The following is a 19,655-nucleotide window of genomic DNA, read 5'->3' on the forward strand; positions in this document are numbered from 1 at the left end:
CTGCGCGTTCAGGCCAGATGCGAGAGGAATTCCCCGACCTCTTCCTCGGTCGTCGCCCAGGAACAGACGAGCCGCGCGGCCAGCAATTCGTCATCGTCGCCATCCAGCGATTGCTCGAACGGCCAGAGGTAATATTGCGCCCCGGCATCGCGCAGGCTGCGATGCACCCGGCGCGGGAAGCGGGCAAAGACGGCGTTCGCCTCGGTCGGGTGCAGAAGCTCCGCCCCCGGAACGGCGGCGATCCCGTCCGACAGCCGCGCCGCCATCGCATTCGCATGCCGCGCAAGGCCCATCCAGAGCCCGCCCGCCAGATAGCCCAGCATTTGCGCCGCAAGGAAACGGTTCTTGGAGAACAGATGCCCGGCCCGCTTGCGCCGCAGCTCGAATTCATGGGCGCGGGCGGGATCGAAGATCACCACCGCCTCGACCCCCATGCAGCCGTTCTTGGTGCCGCCGAAGCTGAGCACGTCCACCCCGGATTTCCACGTCATCTCGGCCGGCGTCGCGCCGGTCGCGGCCAGCGCATTGGCAAAGCGCGCGCCGTCCATATGCACCGGCAGATCGTATTCCCGGGCAATCCCGGTCAGGACGCGGACCTCTTCGGGGGTGTAGACGGTGCCCGCCTCGGTCGCATTGGTGATCGAGAGCATGCCGCGCTGCACATGGTGGATGGCGCCGCCCGCATGGGCGATCACCGGGCGCATCAGCTCGGGGTCGATCTTGCCATGCGCGCCTTCCAGCAGCACGAGCTTCGCCCCGTCGGCAAAGAATTCCGGCGCGCCGCATTCGTCTTCCTGAATATGGGCATGCCGGTGGCAGAAGATCGCGCTCCACGGATCGGACAGCAGCGCGCAGGACAGCGCATTCGCCGCCGTGCCCGTCGCCACCAGATAGACCGCCGCCCCGGGCGCCTCGAACAGATCGCGGATCTTCGCCCGCACCGCGTCGCTCAGCGCATCGGCGCCGTAGGAGGGCACATGTCCCTCGTTCGCGGCCTGAAGCGCGGCCATCACCTGCGGCGCGACGCCGGCGGTATTGTCAGAAGCGAAATGCATCAGGGTTCCTCAATGACATATTGATCCCAGTCCTCTTCCGGGACCGCGGTTTCCGAAACGGTCCAGCCGCGCACCGAGGCCCCGGCCTCATGCACCGTCTCGCGCGAGCCGGAGATGAGGTAGTGCCATTCGGGCAGCGGCTTTCCCTCGAACCGCAGCCGGTAGGCGCAGGTCCGCGGCATCCAGTAGGCGATCTCGGCGATCGTCTTCGGCGTGAGCTGCACACATTCCGGCACGTATTTGTGGCGCGTTTCGTATTTCATGCAGCGGCAGGTCTCACCATCCAGTAAACGGCAGGAGACGCGGGTGAATTCCAGCTCGCCCGTATCCTCGTATTCCAGCTTGTTCAGGCAGCATTTGCCGCAGCCGTCGCACAGGGCTTCCCATTCGCCCGGAGTCAGCCGGTCGAGGGGCAGGGTCCAGAAATGCGGGCGCAGCGCGGTCATCGGCACAACCTGACGCATCGCGGGGCGAATGGAAAGCCCGCCCCTGTCACATGTCGGCGCATCACGTGGCGGAGAGGATGTCGCGCGCCCGCGCCACATCCCTGTCCATCTGGGCGATCAGCGCGGGCAGGCCGTCGAACGTCATTTCGGGCCGCAGGTAATCGACCAGCGCGATCGACAGGTGCTGGCCATACAGATCGCCGCGGAAATCCAGGATGAAGGTTTCAAGGTTGGGCGCATTCTCCCCGAACATCGGCCGCACGCCAAGGCTCGCCGCGCCCATGTAGCTGCCGGCATTCGGCCCGGTCAGCACATCGGCCTTGACCGCATAGACGCCGAGCTTCGGCAGATGCAGCCCCTGCAATCCCATGTTCGCCGTCGGAAACCCCAGATCCCGGCCGCGTTTGTCGCCGTGGATCACCGGCCCCTCGATGCGGTGCAGGTGGCCGAGCATCGCCGCCGCATCGCGCGGCCGCCCCTCGGACAGGGCCAGCCGGATCGCGGTCGAGGAAATCTCGATCCCGTCGAGCCGCTTCAGCGGCGCCACGGTGACGTCGAAGCCAAGCTGACGGCCGAGCACGGACAAAAGCTCGCTATCGCCCTGCCGCCGCGCGCCAAAGCGGAAATCGCGTCCGACGGCGACATGGCGGACACCCAGCCCCTCGGCCAGCACCTCGCGGGCGAAGGTCTCGGCGGTCATGCCGGCGAGTTCGCGGTCGAAGGGCAGCTGGAACAGATAGTCGACGCCCAGCTTTTCCAGACGGTTGGCCCGCGATTCGGCGTTCATCAGGCGAAAGGGTGGCCCGCCGGCGGCAAAGACCTCGCGCGGATGGGGCTCGAAGGTGATGATGCCCAAGGGCCCCCTGCCCCGCGCCAGATCGATCACCGACTGATGACCGAGATGCAGCCCGTCGAAATTGCCCATCGCCACCGAAGCGCCCCGCGCCGCCTCGGGGATGTCCCGCCACCGGGTGAATATCCGCATCCGTCCCCGCTTCCGGCCTGCCGGCCGGCTCGTCGTTCTTTGGCGGGCGCGCGAGCGGCGCCTCGCCCCTGACCCCCTATCGCTCAGCAGACCGGCGGTTTCAAGGGGCGGCGGCCCGGCAACCGGCATCCATGGCGCGCGGTTGCCGATCCTTTGGGCACAGGCTCAGCGCAGCATGCCGATCGCGTATTGCGGCGCCTGATCGCGCGTCCGCAGCCAGTCGTTCAGCAGCTCCTCATTCGGGTTTTCCGGATCCGGGCCGAATTGCCCCGTCGCCAGCCCGCCGGTCACGAAAAGCGCGTCGATATCCTCGCCGCGCGCACCGGAGATATCGGTGTTGATCCCGTCGCCGATCGCCAGCAGGTTCGGATCGCGCGGGCCGCCAAGCGCCGCAAGCCGCCGCCGCGCGAGATCGTAGATCGGCGGATGCGGCTTGCCGAAATACAGCGCCTCGCCGCCCATGTCCTGATACAGCGCCGCCAGCGCCCCGGCGCAATAGATCCGCCGCTCGCCCATGTCGACGACGACATCCGGATTGGCGCAGAGCATCTTCAGCCCGCGCCCCTTGGCCAGCAGGAACTGCGGACGGTAATCCTCGGGCACCTCGGTGATCTCGTCAAAGGGGCCTGTGCAGACGATCCCCTCGGCCTCGTCAAAGGGCACCCGCTCGATCGCCGCCTGACCCTGCCATTCGGGCGGGATGTCATCGAAGAAACCATCGTCCTTCGACGGGCCAAGGTGCCAGACCTTCTGCCCGACCGCACCCGCGAACATCGCATCCTGCGCCGCGTCGCCCGAGGTGACGACCAGATCGTAGGCATCCTTCGGCACGCCCATGCGGTCGAGCGAGGCGATCACATAGCGCGAGGGACGCGGCGCATTGGTCAGCAGCACAACCTTGCCGCCCCGCGCGCGGTATTCCTGCAACGCCGCCACGGCAGGGGCGAAGGGCGCGACGCCATTGTGCAGGCAGCCCCACAAATCGCAAAACAACGCATCATAGGGTTGGGAAATCGCGGCGAGCGAAGGAACGATCCGGGTCATGTCTGCCTCAACTGTCTGGAACGGCGGGCCTGAACCCGCGCTTTGCGTCTTGACGCACCGGATGTATGGCACGCTCCGCCCCAAAGGCAAAGCGGACAGACCGCGAAAAAGGCGGGAACCGACCGGCTGGGGAACGATCCGTCAGCCGCCGTTATGGATCGCCTCGTTCGCGATGACACGGGCGATCCCCGCCAGCACCAGCGACAGCACGATCAATCCCGCGACCGTCGCGAGAAAGCCGATGGCCGAGACCACCACGGCCAGCACCGCGATATTCAGAACGACGAGCGGCAGAATCCACCATCCCGGACGAAACTGCATGATTGTCTCCCCAAGCCAATACTCTTTACACAAACCGTCTTCGGCGCGGTGCCTCACCAAAGAATTAACAAAAACGCTTGAACAGGCTCTTACTGATAAGAGTTTGCGACAAAGGTTAACAAACGCAAAGCGAATATAGACGTCAGCCCCTGCGTTTGGCAGTTTCCCTGCATGATCAGGTCCCTCCTCACCCCCGTTTCCGGTTTTTCGATCCTCGCGCTGTGTCTTGGGGCACTGTGTTTCGGCTTTGCGCTGACGCCGGGGCTGGTGCCGCATCCGGGAACGGTGCAGGGCGCGCTGGCGGGGGCGAGTTTCGCGGCGGGTTATGGAATCGGGGTGGGGCTGGTGCTGCTGTGGCAGGCGTTGGGTCTGCGGGTCTGGCTGCGCCCCGGCCCGGCGGCCCGGCAGACGTTTTCGTGGCTGGTCCTCGCGGCGATCCTCGGGGCCACGTGGCTCCATGCCGATGCGCAGGAGGATCTGCGCGGCCTGATGGGGCTTCCGCCCGACGGGCCCTTGCGGATCGTGACGCTGTTGCTGACGGCGGTGCCGGTGGCGGCGGTGCTGCTGATCCTCGGGCGGCTGTTCCGCTCGGCGATGCTGACGGTGGCGCGCGGGCTTTCGCCGCTGCTGCCGGAACGTCTGGCGCTGCTGCTCGGTTTTCTGATCGCGGTGCTGCTGTTCAGCTTCATCGGCAATGACGTGATCGTGCGCCGCATCCTCGAAGCCTTCGACGCGAGCTATCAGGCGCTGGACGAAACCCTGCCCGCCAGCGCCGATCCGCCCTCGGACCCGCTGAAAACCGGCAGCGCCGCCTCGCTCATCCCCTGGGGCGGGATCGGGAACGAGGGGCGGCAGCGCGTGCTAGATCCGCTCGACGCGGCGGCCATCGGCGCGATCACCGGCGCGCCCGCGCGCGAACCGCTGCGGGTCTATGTCGGCCTCGGTTCCGCCGACACGCCCGAGGCGCGGGCGCGGCTGGCGCTGGACGAGGCGATCCGCATCGGCGCCTTCGACCGCAAGGTGCTGGTGATCGCGACGCCCACCGGCACCGGCTGGATCGACCCCTCGGCGATGATGCCGCTCGAGGTGCTGACGGGGGGCGATGTGGCGACGATCTCGGTCCAGTATTCCTACCTGCCCAGCTGGCTGTCGCTGCTGACCGTGCCCGAATACGGCGAGGAAACGGCCAAGGCCGTCTTTGCCGCGATCCACGAGCACTGGCGCGCCCTGCCCGAGGACCGCCGCCCGCAGCTCTACCTCTTCGGGCTGAGCCTCGGCGCGCGCAATTCGGATCTTTCGGCGGATTTCTACGACCTGATCGGCACGCCCTATCAGGGCGCCTTCTGGGCGGGGCCGCCGTTCGGTTCGCGCAGCTGGGTCGACATCACCCGCGCGCGCCTGCCCGACACGCCGCAATGGCTGCCCCGGTTCCGCGACGGTTCGGTGGTGCGGTTCCTGAACCAGTATGAGATGCCCGATCGCGGCAAGCCGTGGGGGCCGCTCAGGATCGTCTATCTGCAATATGCCTCGGACCCGATCACCTTCTTTTCGCCCTCGATCCTGTGGCAGGAGCCGGACTGGATGAAGCCGCCGCGCGGGCCGGACGTGAGCCCGGACCTGCGCTGGATCCCCGTCATCACCTTCCTGCAGATCGGCTTCGACGTGATGACCGCAACCACCACGCCGCGCGGCTTCGGCCATGTCTATGCCGGGACCGATTACCTGAACGGCTGGCTCGCGCTCCTGTCGCCCGAGGGGCTCAGCGGCACCTGGGACGATGCGGCGCTCACGCGGCTCCGGGCGGCGATCGCGGCACGCGGATTGTAGAACACCACCCGCCGCCGCCTCCCTTTCGTGTTTCCATAAATATCCCGGGGGTGAGCGGCAAAGCCGCGAGGGGGCTGGCCCCCTGCCGCCCTCTCAGCCCATGCCGGCGGTTTCGGTTTTGAAGCGCGTCTCCCGTCCAACCCGCAAAACCCGCCCGGCCAATATGGCAATGACCGAAGCGCCAAGGCTGAACAGCGCCCCCATCTTCGCCGCATCCTGCACCGCACCCGGCGCGAAGGCGACCGAGGCCACGAACAGCGCCACGGTGAACCCGATCGCCGCGACGCAGCCCAGAACGAACAGATCGCGCAGCGTCATCCCCTCGGGCAGGCCAAGCCGCAATCCCCGCGCGGCAAAGGTGCCCATCGCGAAGATGCCCATCGGCTTGCCGATCACCAGCGCCGCCAGCACGATCCATGTCGGCGCGGAAATCGCGCCGAATTCCACCCCGGCGTTGAGCAGACCGAACAGGAACAGCACCCCCTCGACCGGCGGCTTCAGCGCATGCTCGATGCGGTTGAGCAGATCCGGCCGATGGCTCTCCCCCGCCGCGAAAACGCCGAAGTCGGTATCGGCATGGGGAATCGTCGGCACGATCGGCAACAGGCCGAGCGCGGGATGGATGCCCGCCTGCTGGAAGCCATACCAGCTGATCGCCCCGGCGATCAGATAGGGCCAGAAGCCAAGCCGGTCGCGCACCCAGCTCGACACCGGCCGGTCCGCCCGCCCGGCGTCGAGCCGCCGCGGCAGCCGGTTCGCCAGCCCCCAGACCCCAAAGGCCGCGACCAGCGACAGCAGCAGCCACGCGGGCGCAAGATCACCCGACGGGTAGAAGATCGCCAGAATGATCAGCCCGCCCGCGTCATCGGCGATCGCCAGCAGCAGCAGAAACCCGATCGCCGGATGCCCCGCGCCAAAGACGATCCGCCCCACCAGATAGCTGAAGGCGATATCGGTCGCCGTCGGAATCGCCCAGCCATGCGCGATCTGCCCGAACAGCCCGAAGGCCGCCGCCAGCCCCAGATAGACCGCCACCGGCCCAGCCATGCCGCCAAGCGTGGCGATCAGCGGCGTCAGCGCCTTTTTCCCGCGCAGCGGGCCGCCCTTCAGGGCCACCGCCTCCCAGACCTCTTTCCCCGCCAGCGCGAAGAAAAAGGCCATGGCCATGTCGTTGACCAGATAATGCAGCGTCAGCACCCGCTGCCCCGTAGCCGCATCCATCGCGCCGATGGGCGATCCCGTCAGCAGCGGCAGATGCACCAGATGGTGGTAGCTTTCGGGCGCCACATTCGCCCAGACCAGCGCGACCCCGGCCCCGGCGATCAGCAGAACGGAATAGCGCGAAACGAAGGACCAGACTTTGTGCATGCGGCGTTCCCTTGGGTTTCCGACGAACCTAGCCGGAACCGCCCCGGCCGCAACCCGGAACTGAAACGGGGCTGGACAGTTGTCGCACGACGCCCGATCCTTGGGCGTCAATACGATACTGGAGAGTTCAAGATGAAAACTGCATGGATGGCGATGACCGCAAGTCTGGCCGGGGCCGCAAGTCTGGCGGGAGCCCCCGCGATGGCGGCCCTGTCCGGTTTTCACGACAGCGCCGCGCAGATCGCCGTCATCACCACCAGCACCCCTGTCGCCGACGCGATGAAGCAACTGCCGATCGAGGGGCTGAAGGCCACCGGCAAGCGCGGCGACGGCGGGATCGAGTGGCGGGTCTGGAGCAAGGGCTGCTCGATCAAGGTCGTGCTCACCCCGGTCGCGCCGCAAGGCATCGGGCGGACGGATTACCGGGTCGGCGAACTCACCCGTTGCCGCTGAACGGCTCTTTCACCGCGCCGTCCGCTCGGCTAAGGGTGCGGTATCTTTAACCGAAGGAGGGCCGGATGGCCGAAATCAAACGCATCGAAACGGGCGCGCGGATGAGCGGCGCCGTCGTCTTCAACGGGCTGATCTGGCTGGCCGGTCAGGTCGGCACCCCGGGGGCGAGCGTCGCCGATCAGACCAGGGCCGCGCTGGCCGAGGTGGACCGCCTGCTGGCCGAGGCCGGATCGGACAAGGAGCATATCCTGTCGGCGCAGATCTGGCTCGCCGACATGGCGGATTTCGCGGAAATGAACGCCGTCTGGGATGCCTGGGTGCCCGCGGGTCACACCCCCGCCCGTGCGACCGGCGAAGCCAAGCTCGCCGCGCCGGACTATCTGGTGGAAGTGATCGTCACCGCCGCGGTGAAGTGATCCCGCTGCGCCCGCCTTCGGGCGGGCGCGCTATTCCGCCGCCGCTTCCGCCGCCAGATGGCGGATGCGCCCGACCATCGCGCGCAGTCCGTTGGACCGCTGCTGCGACAGATGTTCATCCAGCCCCAGCCGCCCGAGTTCGGCGCCGGCATCGACCTTCAGCACATCCTCGACCGACAGCCCGGAATAGAGCGCATGCAGGATGGCGATCAGCCCGCGCACGATCAGCGCGTCGGATTCGCCCTCGAAGCTGAACACCGCCTGCGGACCGCTGCCCGCGATCCGCGGCAGAAGCCAGACCTGCGAGGCGCAGCCCTCGACCTTGGTCGCCGGGACCTTCAGCGCCTCGTCGAGCGGGGCCATCGCCTTGCCCAGTTCAATCACATGCCGGTAACGGTCTTCCCAATCGTCGAGGAAGTCGAAGGTGTCGGCGATATCTTCGAAGGCTTCGGTGGCCATCTGCCTCTCCTGTCGCTGTCTGGCGGTTGTCGTCCTAGCGCCGCTGCACGCGCGGGTCCAGTGGCAGAGGCGCTTTTCAAAGGCCGCGCGATCGGCTACCCAAGGGCTGCGCGCCAGATCGCGCCAGACAGGAAGACGCCATGACCCGTTCCGCCCGCACCCCGCTGCCGTTTCGCATGATCCTCGTGCCGATCGCGTTTTCGGTCGCGCTTGCCGGCTGCGGCTGGATGAATCCGATGAACTGGTTCGGCCCGTCGGAGCGGGTGCAGACGCTGGAACCCAAGGGCGGCTACGCCGCCGCGCTGCAGGACGACCGGCCCTTGGTGCCGCAGGTGACCGACCTGCGGATCGACCGGACGCTGACCGGGGCGATCGTCTCGGCCACCGGCCTGCCGCCGACGCAGGGCTGGTGGAACGCCGCGCTGGTGGCCGAGAATGGCGGGCTGCCGGTCGACGGGGTCATCACCTATCGCTTCGTCGCCGCGCCGCCGCCCACCGTATCGCCCGATGCGCATCGCGCCCTCAGCCCCGAATCGCGCGAACTGACCGCCGCGGCCAGCATCAATGCCACGCGGCTTGCGCAGACCCGCCGGGTGGTGGTGATCGGCGCCGAAAACAGCCGCGCCGTCACCCGCTGACCCCGCGCGGCACGATCAGACCATCACCAGCCGGACCGAGGCCCCCGCCGCCGTCAGCGCCACCTCGCCCTTGGCCAGACGCAGCGCATCCTTGCCGAAGACGTCGAGCCGCCAGCCGGTCAGCGCCGGCACGTCGCGCTTGCCCGCCGCGATCCGGTCGAGGTCCGAGGAACTGGCGATCAGCTTCGCCGCCACGCCGGTTTCCTCGGATTTCGCCTTGAGCAGCACCCGCAGCAGATCGGCCAGCGCGGTGTTGACCTGCAACTGCGCGCTTTCCTCGGACACATGCGGCACATCCTCGGGTCTGCAGTCGAGCCCCGCCCGCACGGCGGTGATGATCCCTTCGGCGATGTCGCCCCGGCGCGCCTCGCGCAGCAGCAGGCGCGACTTGTTCAGCTCATCCAGCGTCGCGGGCTTGGTCGAGGCCAGTTCCAGCAGCGCGTCATCCTTGAAGATGCGCGAGCGCGGGATGTTCTTGTTCTGCGCATAACCCTCGCGGAACCGCGCCAGTTCGCGCACGATCGCCAGAAACCGGCCCGAGGTGGTGCGCGTCTTGACCCGCTCCCACGCATCTTCCGGCCGGGTGATGTAGGTTTCCGGGTTGAGCAGGATGCCGAGTTCCTCCTGCACCCATTCCGCGCGGCCGGACTTTTCCAGCTCGCGCGACAGGAATTCGTAGATCACCCGCAGATGGGTGACATCGGCGATGGCATAGGTCTTCTGCGCCTCGGTCAGCGGACGGCGCGACCAGTCGGTGAAGCGCGAGGTCTTGTCCAGCGCCTGCCGCGCGATCTTGCGCACCAGCGTTTCATAGCCCACCTGTTCGCCAAAGCCGCAGACCATCGCCGCGACCTGCGTGTCGAACAGGGGCTTGGGGAACAGGTTCGCCTCGGTGAAGAAAATCTCAAGATCCTGCCGCGCGGCGTGGAACACCTTCACCGTCGCCTCGTGCCGGAACAGATCGTAGAGCGGTTCGAGCGACAGCCCCTCGGCCAGCGGATCGACCAGCACCGCCTCGCCGTCCTTCGCGGGCGGGATCGCAAGCTGCACGAGGCAGAGCTTGGACCAATAGGTCCTCTCGCGCAGGAACTCGGTATCGACGGTGACGTAGGGCTGGGTCTTCGCCCGGGCGCAGAATTCGGCCAAGGCTTCGGTGGTGGTAATGGTCTGCATCGCAATTCCTTGCCGCGGGCTGTCCCGCAATCACATTTTCTTTAGGCAGTCGCGTGCCGAAAGAAAAGCGGATGCAGGGCGGCGTGGGGCCGGAAATTCCCGGGTGATGCCGAAATCATCACAAAAGAACGGGGGTGCGGTCGCCTGCCGCGTAGCGGCGCAGCACCGCGGGGTAAAGCCGATGTTCCACGTTCAGCACCCGCGCGGCCAGACTGTCGGCGTCGTCGCCCGGTTCGATGGACACCCGCCCCTGTCCGAGGATCGGCCCGGCGTCGAGTTCGGCCGTGACCTCATGCACGGTGCAGCCGGCCTCGGCATCGCCCGCCGCGATCGCCCGCGCATGGGTGTGCAGGCCCGGATATTTCGGCAGGAGCGAAGGATGGATGTTCAGCATCCGCCCATCGAACCGGCGGACGAAATCGGGCGTCAGCACCCGCATGAAGCCGGCAAGGCAGAGGATATCCGGCTCGGCGGCCAGAAGCGGTTCCAGCAGCGCGGCCTCAAAGGCGGCGCGATCCTTGCCGAAGGCGCGATGATCGACGGCCGCCGCCGCGACGCCAAGCGCCCGCGCCTTCGCGAGCCCGCCCGCCGCCGGATCGTTCGAGGCGACCAGCACCGGCGCGGCATAGCCTTCGGCCTGCATCGTCTCGACCAGACGGACCATGTTCGACCCGCCGCCCGAGATCAGGATCGCGACCCGTTTCAAAGAAGGCTGCCCCGGTAGCTGACCCCCTGCCCCGCGGTCACGGTGCCGATCTGGGTAACCGTCTCGCCCGCCTCGCGCAGCAGCGCCGCAAGCGCGTCCGCCCGATCCGGCGCGACGACAAGGATCATCCCGATCCCGCAGTTGAAGGTCTTCAGCAGTTCCGGCTCGGCCATCTTCGCCGTCGTGGCGAGCCAGCCGAACACCCCCGGCAGCGTCCACGCATCGAGGTCGATCGTCGCGCCAAGCCCTTCGGGCAGGACGCGAGGCAGGTTCTCGGTCAGGCCGCCGCCGGTGATATGGGCCAGCGCATGGACGCCACCCGCCCGCACCGCCGCCAGCGCCTGTTTCACATAAAGCCGCGTCGGCGCCAGCAGCGCCGCGCCGAGCGTGCCCTCCGAGAACGGCGAGGCCGCATCCCAGCCGAGGCCCGAGACCTCCACCACCTTGCGCACGAAGCTGTAGCCGTTGGAATGCACGCCGTTCGAGCCGAGGCCCAGCAGCACGTCGCCTTCGCTCACCCCTGCGGGCAGGTCCGCGCCGCGCTCCATCGCGCCCACGGCAAAGCCCGCAAGGTCGAAATCGTCCTTCGCATACATGCCCGGCATCTCGGCCGTCTCGCCGCCGATCAGCGCGCAGCCCGATTGCGCGCAGCCCTCGGCGATGCCGTTGATGATCCGCGTGGCCTGATCGACATCGAGCTTGCCGGTGGCGAAATAGTCGAGGAAGAACAGCGGCTCCGCCCCCTGACACACGAGGTCGTTGACGCACATGGCCACGAGGTCGATGCCGATCGTATCGACATTGCCGGTGTCGATGGCGATGCGCAGCTTGGTGCCCACCCCATCGGTCGCGGCGACAAGGATCGGGTCGGTGTAGCCCGCGGCCTTCAGGTCGAACAGCGCGCCGAACCCGCCAAGCCCCGACACCGTGCCCGAACGCCCGGTGCGCTTCGCCGCCGGCTTGATGCGTTCGACCAGCGCATTGCCCGCGTCGATATCCACGCCCGCGTCGGCATAGGTCAGTCCGTTCCCGCCACTTTCGCCCTTGCCCTGCCCGGTGGTCATCGCCCCATCTCCGCCGTTGGAATCCTTCGACGGGCCTTAGCGCAAAGGCCGGACGGGAGCAACGGCAAGGGCCGCCGGCAGATGATTTCTTGACCCCGAACGGTTTCCTGCATAATCCAGAGAACGACGTTGAGGGCCTGTAGCTCAATGGTCAGAGCAGGGCGCTCATAACGCCTTGGTTGGGGGTTCAAGTCCCTCCGGGCCTACCAGTCACCATATATTTTCCTTATAAACCATCATATTACGGGAAATGTGTCCCATGTTAAATTGTGCCGTGGGACACTTGCCTTGAGAACGGACGATTCTGCTCGTCGTCTGGTCCCGATGGCTCACCGGACCATGGGCGGAGGCGCGGGATCTGCAACTCCCTTTGCCGGATGATGATCTGGCATTGATCGAGGACGCCTGAACCCCAAAAAACACCCCCGGCCACCACAAGGCGACCGGGGGCTTGATAAGACCTCAGGGACCGGCAAAGCCGCCGCCCGACTGCCTCCCGCCGAGCGGCTGCCCTACTCGTTAACCACAGCACTCTTAACGATTCGACTGTAGCCTCGGGCACGATGCGTGTCCTTGATATCGGGCAAGTCCGACGGAAGGCACGTAACGTCAGGCTGCGGCTGTGAGCGGGCGCATCACCCATATGGGGTATGAAAGACGCGGAAAGTCGCTTTGCTGAAACGGGCCATCCGCGACTAAACTCCGACCGGCCGAGGCCAGCCGGGGCAGAAGACGCATCGGGTCGTAAAACAGCCGCCCGGCCCCCTCAGGCTGGGCGGCTTTCACTCGCACATACGCCTGTAAAACGCTCATGACGGATGTGGGTTCCCAATCGCCCGCCACCGGTCCCGCACGGCGCGCTCGCTGCGTTCTAGTTCGTCGGCGATCGCCCACCAAGCGGAGCCGCTGGCGCACATCTCGGCAAGGGTTGCGTCGTCTTCCGGCGTCCAGCGCTGACCGGTTCGGCCGAAGGTGGGGATCTCGCGCCGGATGTCGGCGGGGATCTGGACCGGCGGGGTCTTGACCGGCTTTGGGAACTCGCCCTCGATCCGGTAGCCCTCGCCCCAGACGGTGACGACCCTGATGGCAGGCGGTAGCTTGCGGCGCAGGTTGTGGACGTGCGTCTTCGCGGTATCCGGAAACATCGGATCGGATGCGATGCCACCTGCCACCAGCGTGATGGCGTCGAACGGGACAACGCCGGGGCTTTTCCGCGTCAGGTAGGCCGCGATGCGCGCTTGGGTCGGCGAGAGTCCCAGTTCGCGATAGGCCGCGGCCATGCCGTTCTCCTCGCCCGTCAGGTCGCCGATCACCGCAAGCGCGGCGGGCAGGCGATCCTGCGGCGGCAGGGCCATGATGTCGGCGCGAATGGTCATCAATAGCCGCCTGCGCGCAGCGGGTAGCCTTTTTCCAAGGGGGTCATGTCGGTATCCATTACGATGGTGGCCCCCGGCTGGCTTTGGCCAGCCGGGGAACGGGTCATGCCAGCGGGTTAATGACCAGCCGCACAATGTTGGAACTCCACACCTTGCGCCCCACCGCGTCGATGGTTTCCGCCCCCAGTGGCCCGTCTGGGTATTCAAAGCCCATCTGGAATAGCTGCCCCGAGATTTGCACCGCTGTCAGATCCTGCGAATTTGGCGTGGTCACCATACGCTCTGGTTTGGACCACCACTGCATGCGAAGGTTACTGGACGCGAACGTGTAACCACGGCCAACACCGCCCCCCACCATCGTCAGAACGAGACTTCCGCTTTGGGCATCCGGCGCGGCGGGCACGGTCATGCTCGCATAGCTCGCTTCCGGGTCTGTGCCATCTTGGGCCTGCGATGCAGAGACAAAGCTGACGGTCGCGTCTCCCTTGACCACTACCGTCACCAGTAGCCCTGAAAGAGTATTGGTGGCTATGGTCTTCCCGATATTGTCCTCGGTGGCCGTAACCTGCACCATCGTGAAGGACCGGCGGTCATTGCCCCCGCTCGGCGTTAGGCCGCTGCGAACGGCCATGTTGACCTGACTGCTACCCCAGAAGGTTTTCCTGGCAACCTCGGCTTCCGCTTGAGAAGCGGCGTTATAGAACGGTGCGGTAGAATTTGCTGCCGTTACAGCAACCAAGACAACCCGGTCGCCCACCACAGTTTCAGGAGGAAACGCAAATGTGTAGGCGGCATTTACGGATTCATCCACCCGGAAGGCCCGCAGTTTATTCGCCCCAGTCCCGAGCCCGAGCACATTGAGGGCATCGGTGACGGCGGAAGCGTTGTCGGTTCCCACGGTAACGCTCCCCGCCGGGACGCCTGTGATGGCGTCGGGCATACTGAGCGCCGAGGCTGCCAATCCATTGGATGTCCTGACCTCGACGCTACCCGGGGTGCTTACGCCCACCCTGATGGTCTGCGCCGCAGGGGTGGCAGCCGCGATAGCCGGGTATGTCCACGTGTCGGTTAGGCCGGTATCCGTCCGCGCGGTGATGATGTCCCATACGAGGTCTACCAGCCACGCGCTGGTTTCCTCGCCGACCGAACCAGTGGTGCTGTTGGAATAGAAATCCGTGAACCGCATCCCAGTCGGCTTGCGTCGCCACACCGTGGCATAGTGCGCCAGAGTGATGAGATAAAGGCCGAGGTCTTTCATGTGCCCGTCATTGGGCGAACTACGCAAGAAAAATTGGCCCATCGACGTGATTTCGGCAGGGGCAGTTCCAGCCTCGATTGCGTCATAAATCGCCAGATACATGGGGAGGACGGGAATCACCCAGAGCGGCTTTGTCCCCGGAACACGATTCGCGTTGTAGTGCGCGAGCCATTCTTCCTTCTTTCTGAGGTTTTTCCGTGCATTATCGACCCAGAATGCGCGGAAGGTGTCCTGCGCCCCCGACACGGACCCGATGCTGGCGATCTCCGTATTGGTGGGCATGGTCGAATAGTGGATCATGTAAAAGTAGCGATCCGTAACGCCATTGCGAGTTGCGAGTTCATCCCACTGATACATCGCCTCGACCGTATCGAAGTCGTAGTATCCGCCGCTTTTGTCGCCGGTAATCAGCACTTTCCTGTCACCAACAGCAAGCGCGGTCTTGAGCGACGGTGCGCCACCGGGGCCAGCGGGGGCCGTTCCGGTGGTGTCGATGCCGTCATTATCCCAGATTTCCCGCAGCCCACTGGCCGAGCGGAACATATAGGTGAAATTGGTGCCGTCACCGCCTGCCAACGAAATGGCCCGGGGGATATTGAAATCGAGATTATTCGTCATGGAAGCGCCGAAATAGCACCACGGCTCATTAAGGTCACGTGACGTTGCCCCGGTATTCCCGACGAGGGCCTTTGCCTTGACTTCTTCGGTTCCTTTCTTGGCGGTAATCGTAAGTCCGCCCGGCGCAAGGTTGGAGATGGTCCAGTTTCTGCCAGACCCTGTGACAGCCTGAGCAGCCCCGTTGACAGTCGCCGTCAGGCTATCCACGGCAGTGGCGGTTGTTACCGTTACATTGTCCCCACGGTTCAGCGAAGTCCGGGACATGGTGAGTGGGGTAACTTCGGCGTCTTCCGCCCCACTCGTCGCACTTTTCGTCGCACTCGCCGCGCCCGGGCCCACCGCGTTCACCGCGCGCAGGGCGAAGGTGTAGCTGGTCCCCGCCGCGGGCATGGTCAGCGTCCGCGATCCGGTGCCGGCGCCGGTCAGCGCGGTCCACGTGCTGCCGCCGTCGACGGTGTACTGCAGCGCGGTGATCGTGCTGCCGCCGTCCGAGGGCAGAGCCGAGACGTTGAGCACGACCTGCGAAGCCGCGAGGCCGGTCGTGACGGACCAGTCGGAGGTGGAGAATTGGCCGGGCGCGGTGGGGGCAACCGGTTCCTCACGCACCTGCACCGTCCGGTTTGCCGTCAGCGGGTTGCCATCCGCATCCGCGCCGGTCGCGGTCACCACCAGCGGGCCAGCCTCGGCCGGGGCCGTGCCGGTGCGCGTGTTGCCAGAACCGGTCAGGGCGATGGGCGTGCCGCCGTCGGTCGCGGTGACCGTGGACAGGGTGCCGCCTGCGGGGACGGTCACCGTGATGGTGAACGCGCCGCCGACGTAGAGGGCCGAGGGGCTGACGGAGATGGAGATGCCGGCAATGAGGGTGCCGCCACCGGGGCGCCGACGGGGCCGGGGACGGCCGAAGGGCATGCGTGCCATTGGTATGTTCCTTGTTACTGGCAGATTGCGGAGGTTATTCCTGCTCCGCGACCGATCGGACCGCGGCGAGCTTGGAGTTGGCGCAGAGCCGCCCGGCCTGTTCGGCAGCGGCGGCTCTTGCGAAGGTACGTTCGGATGTCGGGGTGCCGCCGGTCCAGCCGGGGCAATCGCTCAGATCGAGCAGCGCCAGCGCCGGCGGATCACGGCCACAGCTTGCGAGCAGCATCAGACAGATAATCGCTGAGCGGCACATCTCCGCCTCCTGCTGTTATGAGGTAGGTATCGACCTCGGCCGCCTCACGGCGCAGCCGGGCGAGGTCGGCATCCTGCTTGGCGCGGATCTGCGCGGCCTCGACATAGGCGGCGACTTTGGCCTCGGCCGCATCGAGGCGGCTTTCGGCCTGCGACAGGCGCCACGATTGCAAAAGTGCGAACGCGGTGGCGAGGGCACCGAAGAACAGAAGGGCGCGGATCATTTCAGGGCCCTCTCGAACGACCAGGCGTACCCGGCGATCATCTCCGCCCGGTCGGTGCCGTTGATGACCCGGCGCGCACTGCGGTAATCCGGCGGGCGGCTCAGCAGGTAATCATCGAGCTTGCGCGTGGTGAACCAACCCTCGCAACTGCCCAGAACCATGATCCGCGCAGCGATCGGCCGGCGCAGCGCCGCGTCAGGATTGGCGATCAGGTCGATGCCGAGGGCCGCGCCGGCCTTGGCATAGTTCGTGCGTCCGGTGATCTGGACATAGCCGCGGCCGCGGAACAGGTATCCGTCCCCTGCCCGCGTGTTGCCAAGCCGGCGGCCGATCGCCGTGCCCGGCTCGTATTTGTCGAAATATGCCCGTGCGCCGCGTTCGGTGATCGGCTGCATGGTCTGCGCCGTCTCATGGAAGGCCGTCGCCAGCAGATAGGCCCGGTGCGCCAGCGGCAGGCCATCGACGGCGGCAAGGATGGCATTGATCCCTTCCACCTGTGACGATGTGAGCCGCCCCCCGAATAGGGGCCGGATGCGATCGAAATCCATGTCATTTCCCATGAAAAAGCCCGCGCGAGGCGGGCGTAGTTGTCGTCAGATCATCGAGGGTGTCAGCCGTCGGATTTCGGCGGGTCGTCGGCCTCGATCCGCGCGCGGACGAAGCAATCCTTCGCTTCGAGGAGTTTGCGCATTCCGGCAGTCTTCTCCGCGCTTTCGGGGAGAAGATCGTCCATCTGCTGCGCGAGATCGCCGAAATGCGCGCTGACCTCCTTCAGGCGGTCGGGAAGGTGCTTGAACTCGAACCATTTCAGCATGCGATTTGCCATGGTCGGTCTCCTCTATGTGGGGTGGCGGAACATCAGAAGGCCAGGTGCGCAGCGAGGAAGACCCCCACGGCGAAACCGATGCGCAGCCACATTGCCACTACGGGACATGTCGACTGCGGGCGCGGATCACGGATTGGTATCATGGGGCAGCCTCCCCGCGCGGATGCGCTGGATCACGACCTCAAAGATGGCAGCTCCGATCGAGCCGGTGAGATAGGCAACAGAGCCGCCGGCGGCGCCTCCGGTCATGGTCAGGGTCTCGGGCGGCATGCCGAGCCAGTAGCCGACGATCGGCGCACCGAGGCCACCGATCCCCGCGGCGAAAAGCGCGCCCAAGGCAATGTGCCGGACGGCCTCCCGGATCGTGGTGCGGATCACGAGCGCATTGGTAGCACCTCCGAGGGCGCCCCAGAGCGCCGCGGCAAACGCGCCAGACGCCAGCATCGCCGTCACAACTTCGCGCCAGAAGGGTTGAGGATCTTCAGTCAATCGCGCCTCCTGCGCATGAAAAAGCCCCGCCGGAGCGGGGCCGTGTCGTCGGATTTCAGGATGCGTCAGACCGGGAGTGGCACAGCGCCGGCACTGACGCTGACGGGCAACGGGAACCGCTGCGCCTCCGAGGCTTCTGGGCCGACCGGCAGGATCAGGGTCACATGAAGCTCCCCATCGACGCGCGTTGCCTGCCCGACGATCCAGTCAGAGCCCTCGAAATCCCGCGGATCCTCTGCGGTCACACTGGTCAGGTCGATCACCTCGTCATTGAGAGTGAGGATGTTGCCGTCGACGCTGGCGGACAGCATGTCGTCGCGGCGCTGCGGGCTGAATGTGATCTGCATCTTGATTCTCCTCAATACCAACGGCCGATGGCGGTAATTGCTACCATGATCGTTGCCCCCTCTGGGATGCTAGGTGCGCTGTTCCCCTTGTAGAGGTCCACAAGGCCACTTCCTGCGCCCATGAGATTTGGTGTTCCGATTGTCCCCCAATACCCTCGCGTGACAGAGGTGTCAGCATATCCAACGGCAGTCGTAAAGATGGGGGTCGCGGTGAGGGTCGGATTGCTTCCGGCCAAAAATGACGCGGGATGTGTCCAGATGCCGCGACACGAGATATCGAGGTTCCGGGTGAGCGTGAGCGTGCCGGTGCAGATCTGCGTGCCATCCGCCCACCGGGTGTAGTTGCCGTTGCTGTTGCTGCCGCGCTCGATGATAGCCCCGGTCGGCAATCCCCCCGACTGCGACACCGTACCGACAACCGGCCGCGTCCACTGCATCACGAGCGTCGCGGTGCCGCTGACATTTTGGTAAAGATTGCTGGCCCCGGTCGACGTGCTGATGACCAGAAAATAATCTCCGTTCGAAGTGCCTGCGATCCCACCTGCGGTCGTGCCATACGGACCCTTGATGCCGGACACACCCGCCGCCGTCATTGCGTTGATCTGACCCTGCAACAGGCCAAGAGCCGCCGCCATGGTGGCAGGCGAAACACCGCCGACCGGCAGAGCACCAGCAGCAAACGCCAGAAGGTTCGATTTGTCGAAAATGGTGCTCATTGGGTGATACCCCTCTCCACGATGATGGTCCCGGTCTTGCTGCGCCTGGTGACAGTGCCGACGGTCGCCTTGATATCGATTTGATGCTCGCCGAGGGGCAGGAGTGCGGTCTGCGTGGATGGCATCGCCACCTCAAACGTCCCCGCGGGCCGAGACACAAAGGCGACGGTCAGGGTCCGCATGGCTGCATCGGGCCCAAGCAGGGATGACGTGATCGTCACCCCCGTGAGATCGATGGGATGATAGTTCTCGTCTATCCACTGCATGCCGAGCGACAGCGTGTCGCCCCGCTTGATCCGGTGTGCCTTTGAAACGTCGGACGGCAGGCGCACTGGCAGCAGGTCAGCCAATGTATAAGGGCCGGCGCCGTTGATCGCGACGGGTCCAACTCTTTGCTCTACGGCCCGATCTGGGCCGACGGGGTTCAGGATCGAATACCTGTAGCTCACATCATAAACGGTGCCGATGGAACCGCTTGATGTTGTGAACAGCTCGACATCGATCACCCCCGCGGAAACCTGCGCGATAACGGGACCGCGCATAACGAGCGCGGTGTCCGTCTTGTCCCACGAACGCAGCTGGAAGATCACCAGCGTTCCGTCCATTGCGGGTGAGCCGTCCGGCAGGACAACGGGTCCGGTCACCCGGCTTCTCAAAACACTCATGTGTCACCTCA

General features: G+C 65.9%; 23 protein-coding genes and 1 tRNA gene. 5 read left to right on the plus strand and 19 right to left on the minus strand.

What is annotated here, in order from left to right:
* Positions 1-8: 8 nt before the first annotated feature.
* The 5 genes from D2T30_RS15505 to D2T30_RS15525 form a co-directional block, all read right to left on the minus strand.
* Complete coding sequence (locus D2T30_RS15505) at positions 9-1,055, minus strand: threonine aldolase family protein (protein WP_128209623.1); 1,047 nt, start codon at positions 1,053-1,055, stop codon at positions 9-11.
* Entirely contained in the window at positions 1,055-1,501 is a 447-nt protein-coding gene (locus D2T30_RS15510) for a YcgN family cysteine cluster protein (RefSeq protein ID WP_128209624.1), read from the minus strand. Before D2T30_RS15510 ends, D2T30_RS15505 begins: the two co-directional genes overlap by 1 nt.
* Positions 1,502-1,562: 61 nt before the next feature.
* Positions 1,563-2,486, minus strand: a complete 924-nt coding sequence (locus tag D2T30_RS15515; protein WP_128209625.1) for a bifunctional riboflavin kinase/FAD synthetase — start codon at positions 2,484-2,486, stop codon at positions 1,563-1,565.
* Between the two features lie 165 nt (positions 2,487-2,651).
* Positions 2,652-3,530, minus strand: a complete 879-nt coding sequence (locus D2T30_RS15520) for a TIGR01459 family HAD-type hydrolase (protein WP_128185632.1) — start codon at positions 3,528-3,530, stop codon at positions 2,652-2,654.
* A gap of 141 nt (positions 3,531-3,671) precedes the next feature.
* Positions 3,672-3,851, minus strand: a complete 180-nt coding sequence (locus D2T30_RS15525; protein WP_128209626.1) for a hypothetical protein — start codon at positions 3,849-3,851, stop codon at positions 3,672-3,674.
* 171 nt (positions 3,852-4,022) lie between these two features.
* Here D2T30_RS15525 and D2T30_RS15530 point away from each other — a divergent pair, with 171 nt between their 5' ends.
* Positions 4,023-5,678 (plus strand): alpha/beta hydrolase, encoded by a 1,656-nt coding sequence (locus D2T30_RS15530; RefSeq protein ID WP_128209627.1) that lies wholly within the window; start codon positions 4,023-4,025, stop codon positions 5,676-5,678.
* 93 nt (positions 5,679-5,771) lie between these two features.
* Here the strand turns inward: D2T30_RS15530 and D2T30_RS15535 are convergent, their stop codons facing one another.
* On the minus strand, positions 5,772-7,046 hold the full coding sequence (locus D2T30_RS15535) for a Na+/H+ antiporter NhaA (RefSeq protein WP_128209628.1): 1,275 nt from the start codon (positions 7,044-7,046) through the stop codon (positions 5,772-5,774).
* Between the two features lie 132 nt (positions 7,047-7,178).
* Here D2T30_RS15535 and D2T30_RS15540 point away from each other — a divergent pair, with 132 nt between their 5' ends.
* Together D2T30_RS15540 and D2T30_RS15545 are read left to right on the plus strand one after the other, a co-directional pair.
* Positions 7,179-7,499 carry a hypothetical protein gene (locus D2T30_RS15540; protein ID WP_128209629.1) on the plus strand — a complete coding sequence of 107 codons (321 nt, stop codon included), beginning with the start codon at positions 7,179-7,181 and terminating at the stop codon, positions 7,497-7,499.
* Between the two features lie 65 nt (positions 7,500-7,564).
* A complete protein-coding gene (locus tag D2T30_RS15545; protein WP_128209630.1) occupies positions 7,565-7,915 on the plus strand; it encodes a RidA family protein in 351 nt (116 codons plus the stop codon).
* A 30-nt stretch (positions 7,916-7,945) separates the two neighbouring features.
* Here D2T30_RS15545 and D2T30_RS15550 read toward each other — a convergent pair whose 3' ends face one another.
* The gene (locus D2T30_RS15550; RefSeq protein WP_128185620.1) at positions 7,946-8,374 is read right to left on the minus strand and encodes a SufE family protein; all 429 of its coding nucleotides are present in this window, start codon (positions 8,372-8,374) and stop codon (positions 7,946-7,948) included.
* A gap of 140 nt (positions 8,375-8,514) precedes the next feature.
* Here D2T30_RS15550 and D2T30_RS15555 point away from each other — a divergent pair, with 140 nt between their 5' ends.
* On the plus strand, positions 8,515-9,012 hold the full coding sequence (locus D2T30_RS15555; RefSeq protein WP_128209631.1) for a hypothetical protein: 498 nt from the start codon (positions 8,515-8,517) through the stop codon (positions 9,010-9,012).
* A gap of 15 nt (positions 9,013-9,027) precedes the next feature.
* Here D2T30_RS15555 and rnd read toward each other — a convergent pair whose 3' ends face one another.
* The 3 genes from rnd to purM all read right to left on the minus strand — a co-directional run bounded on the left by rnd (position 9,028) and on the right by purM (position 11,955).
* Entirely contained in the window at positions 9,028-10,185 is a 1,158-nt protein-coding gene (gene rnd / locus D2T30_RS15560) for a ribonuclease D (RefSeq protein ID WP_128209632.1), read from the minus strand.
* A 118-nt stretch (positions 10,186-10,303) separates the two neighbouring features.
* The gene (gene purN / locus D2T30_RS15565) at positions 10,304-10,891 is read right to left on the minus strand and encodes a phosphoribosylglycinamide formyltransferase (protein WP_128209633.1); all 588 of its coding nucleotides are present in this window, start codon (positions 10,889-10,891) and stop codon (positions 10,304-10,306) included.
* A complete protein-coding gene (gene purM / locus D2T30_RS15570; RefSeq protein WP_128185612.1) occupies positions 10,888-11,955 on the minus strand; it encodes a phosphoribosylformylglycinamidine cyclo-ligase in 1,068 nt (355 codons plus the stop codon). Before purM ends, purN begins: the two co-directional genes overlap by 4 nt.
* Positions 11,956-12,088: 133 nt before the next feature.
* Between purM and D2T30_RS15575 the strand changes: the two genes are divergently transcribed.
* Positions 12,089-12,164, plus strand: a tRNA-Ile gene (locus D2T30_RS15575).
* A 600-nt stretch (positions 12,165-12,764) separates the two neighbouring features.
* On the opposite strand, the gene D2T30_RS15580 is transcribed toward D2T30_RS15575, so the two are convergent.
* From D2T30_RS15580 to D2T30_RS15625, 9 genes are all read right to left on the minus strand, one after another.
* The gene (locus D2T30_RS15580) at positions 12,765-13,331 is read right to left on the minus strand and encodes a winged helix-turn-helix domain-containing protein (protein ID WP_128209634.1); all 567 of its coding nucleotides are present in this window, start codon (positions 13,329-13,331) and stop codon (positions 12,765-12,767) included.
* 103 nt (positions 13,332-13,434) lie between these two features.
* Positions 13,435-16,125 (minus strand): phage tail protein, encoded by a 2,691-nt coding sequence (locus D2T30_RS15585; protein WP_128209635.1) that lies wholly within the window; start codon positions 16,123-16,125, stop codon positions 13,435-13,437.
* A 200-nt stretch (positions 16,126-16,325) separates the two neighbouring features.
* A complete protein-coding gene (locus D2T30_RS15595) occupies positions 16,326-16,601 on the minus strand; it encodes a hypothetical protein (protein ID WP_128209637.1) in 276 nt (91 codons plus the stop codon).
* Entirely contained in the window at positions 16,598-17,149 is a 552-nt protein-coding gene (locus D2T30_RS15600; protein ID WP_206612982.1) for a glycoside hydrolase family 19 protein, read from the minus strand. Before D2T30_RS15600 ends, D2T30_RS15595 begins: the two co-directional genes overlap by 4 nt.
* A gap of 62 nt (positions 17,150-17,211) precedes the next feature.
* Positions 17,212-17,427 (minus strand): hypothetical protein, encoded by a 216-nt coding sequence (locus D2T30_RS15605; protein WP_128209639.1) that lies wholly within the window; start codon positions 17,425-17,427, stop codon positions 17,212-17,214.
* Between the two features lie 126 nt (positions 17,428-17,553).
* Positions 17,554-17,916, minus strand: coding sequence for a hypothetical protein (locus tag D2T30_RS15610; RefSeq protein ID WP_241651305.1), 363 nt, complete (start codon positions 17,914-17,916; stop codon positions 17,554-17,556).
* A gap of 65 nt (positions 17,917-17,981) precedes the next feature.
* On the minus strand, positions 17,982-18,263 hold the full coding sequence (locus D2T30_RS15615; protein WP_128209640.1) for a hypothetical protein: 282 nt from the start codon (positions 18,261-18,263) through the stop codon (positions 17,982-17,984).
* 11 nt (positions 18,264-18,274) lie between these two features.
* Positions 18,275-18,979 carry a hypothetical protein gene (locus D2T30_RS15620; RefSeq protein WP_128209641.1) on the minus strand — a complete coding sequence of 235 codons (705 nt, stop codon included), beginning with the start codon at positions 18,977-18,979 and terminating at the stop codon, positions 18,275-18,277.
* Positions 18,976-19,623 carry a hypothetical protein gene (locus tag D2T30_RS15625; protein WP_164884321.1) on the minus strand — a complete coding sequence of 216 codons (648 nt, stop codon included), beginning with the start codon at positions 19,621-19,623 and terminating at the stop codon, positions 18,976-18,978. The genes D2T30_RS15620 and D2T30_RS15625 overlap by 4 nt, the downstream gene beginning before the upstream one ends.
* Positions 19,624-19,655 lie beyond the last annotated feature (32 nt).

The organism is Paenirhodobacter populi, assembly GCF_004022215.1.
GTDB lineage: Bacteria > Pseudomonadota > Alphaproteobacteria > Rhodobacterales > Rhodobacteraceae > Rhodobacter > Rhodobacter populi.

What these genes read in the sequence shown, in the direction of transcription:
- D2T30_RS15505 (WP_128209623.1), bottom strand. Translation starts at nt 1,055, where the DNA reads ATGCATTTCGCTTCTGACAATACCGCCGGCGTCGCGCCGCAGGTGATG.
- D2T30_RS15510 (WP_128209624.1), bottom strand. Translation starts at nt 1,501, where the DNA reads ATGACCGCGCTGCGCCCGCATTTCTGGACCCTGCCCCTCGACCGGCTG.
- D2T30_RS15515 (WP_128209625.1), bottom strand. Translation starts at nt 2,486, where the DNA reads ATGCGGATATTCACCCGGTGGCGGGACATCCCCGAGGCGGCGCGGGGC.
- D2T30_RS15520 (WP_128185632.1), bottom strand. Translation starts at nt 3,530, where the DNA reads ATGACCCGGATCGTTCCTTCGCTCGCCGCGATTTCCCAACCCTATGAT.
- D2T30_RS15525 (WP_128209626.1), bottom strand. Translation starts at nt 3,851, where the DNA reads ATGCAGTTTCGTCCGGGATGGTGGATTCTGCCGCTCGTCGTTCTGAAT.
- D2T30_RS15530 (WP_128209627.1), top strand. Translation starts at nt 4,023, where the DNA reads ATGATCAGGTCCCTCCTCACCCCCGTTTCCGGTTTTTCGATCCTCGCG.
- D2T30_RS15535 (WP_128209628.1), bottom strand. Translation starts at nt 7,046, where the DNA reads ATGCACAAAGTCTGGTCCTTCGTTTCGCGCTATTCCGTTCTGCTGATC.
- D2T30_RS15540 (WP_128209629.1), top strand. Translation starts at nt 7,179, where the DNA reads ATGAAAACTGCATGGATGGCGATGACCGCAAGTCTGGCCGGGGCCGCA.
- D2T30_RS15545 (WP_128209630.1), top strand. Translation starts at nt 7,565, where the DNA reads ATGGCCGAAATCAAACGCATCGAAACGGGCGCGCGGATGAGCGGCGCC.
- D2T30_RS15550 (WP_128185620.1), bottom strand. Translation starts at nt 8,374, where the DNA reads ATGGCCACCGAAGCCTTCGAAGATATCGCCGACACCTTCGACTTCCTC.
- D2T30_RS15555 (WP_128209631.1), top strand. Translation starts at nt 8,515, where the DNA reads ATGACCCGTTCCGCCCGCACCCCGCTGCCGTTTCGCATGATCCTCGTG.
- rnd (WP_128209632.1), bottom strand. Translation starts at nt 10,185, where the DNA reads ATGCAGACCATTACCACCACCGAAGCCTTGGCCGAATTCTGCGCCCGG.
- purM (WP_128185612.1), bottom strand. Translation starts at nt 11,955, where the DNA reads ATGACCACCGGGCAGGGCAAGGGCGAAAGTGGCGGGAACGGACTGACC.
- D2T30_RS15580 (WP_128209634.1), bottom strand. Translation starts at nt 13,331, where the DNA reads ATGACCATTCGCGCCGACATCATGGCCCTGCCGCCGCAGGATCGCCTG.
- D2T30_RS15585 (WP_128209635.1), bottom strand. Translation starts at nt 16,125, where the DNA reads ATGGCACGCATGCCCTTCGGCCGTCCCCGGCCCCGTCGGCGCCCCGGT.
- D2T30_RS15595 (WP_128209637.1), bottom strand. Translation starts at nt 16,601, where the DNA reads ATGATCCGCGCCCTTCTGTTCTTCGGTGCCCTCGCCACCGCGTTCGCA.
- D2T30_RS15600 (WP_206612982.1), bottom strand. Translation starts at nt 17,149, where the DNA reads ATGGATTTCGATCGCATCCGGCCCCTATTCGGGGGGCGGCTCACATCG.
- D2T30_RS15605 (WP_128209639.1), bottom strand. Translation starts at nt 17,427, where the DNA reads ATGGCAAATCGCATGCTGAAATGGTTCGAGTTCAAGCACCTTCCCGAC.
- D2T30_RS15615 (WP_128209640.1), bottom strand. Translation starts at nt 18,263, where the DNA reads ATGCAGATCACATTCAGCCCGCAGCGCCGCGACGACATGCTGTCCGCC.
- D2T30_RS15620 (WP_128209641.1), bottom strand. Translation starts at nt 18,979, where the DNA reads ATGAGCACCATTTTCGACAAATCGAACCTTCTGGCGTTTGCTGCTGGT.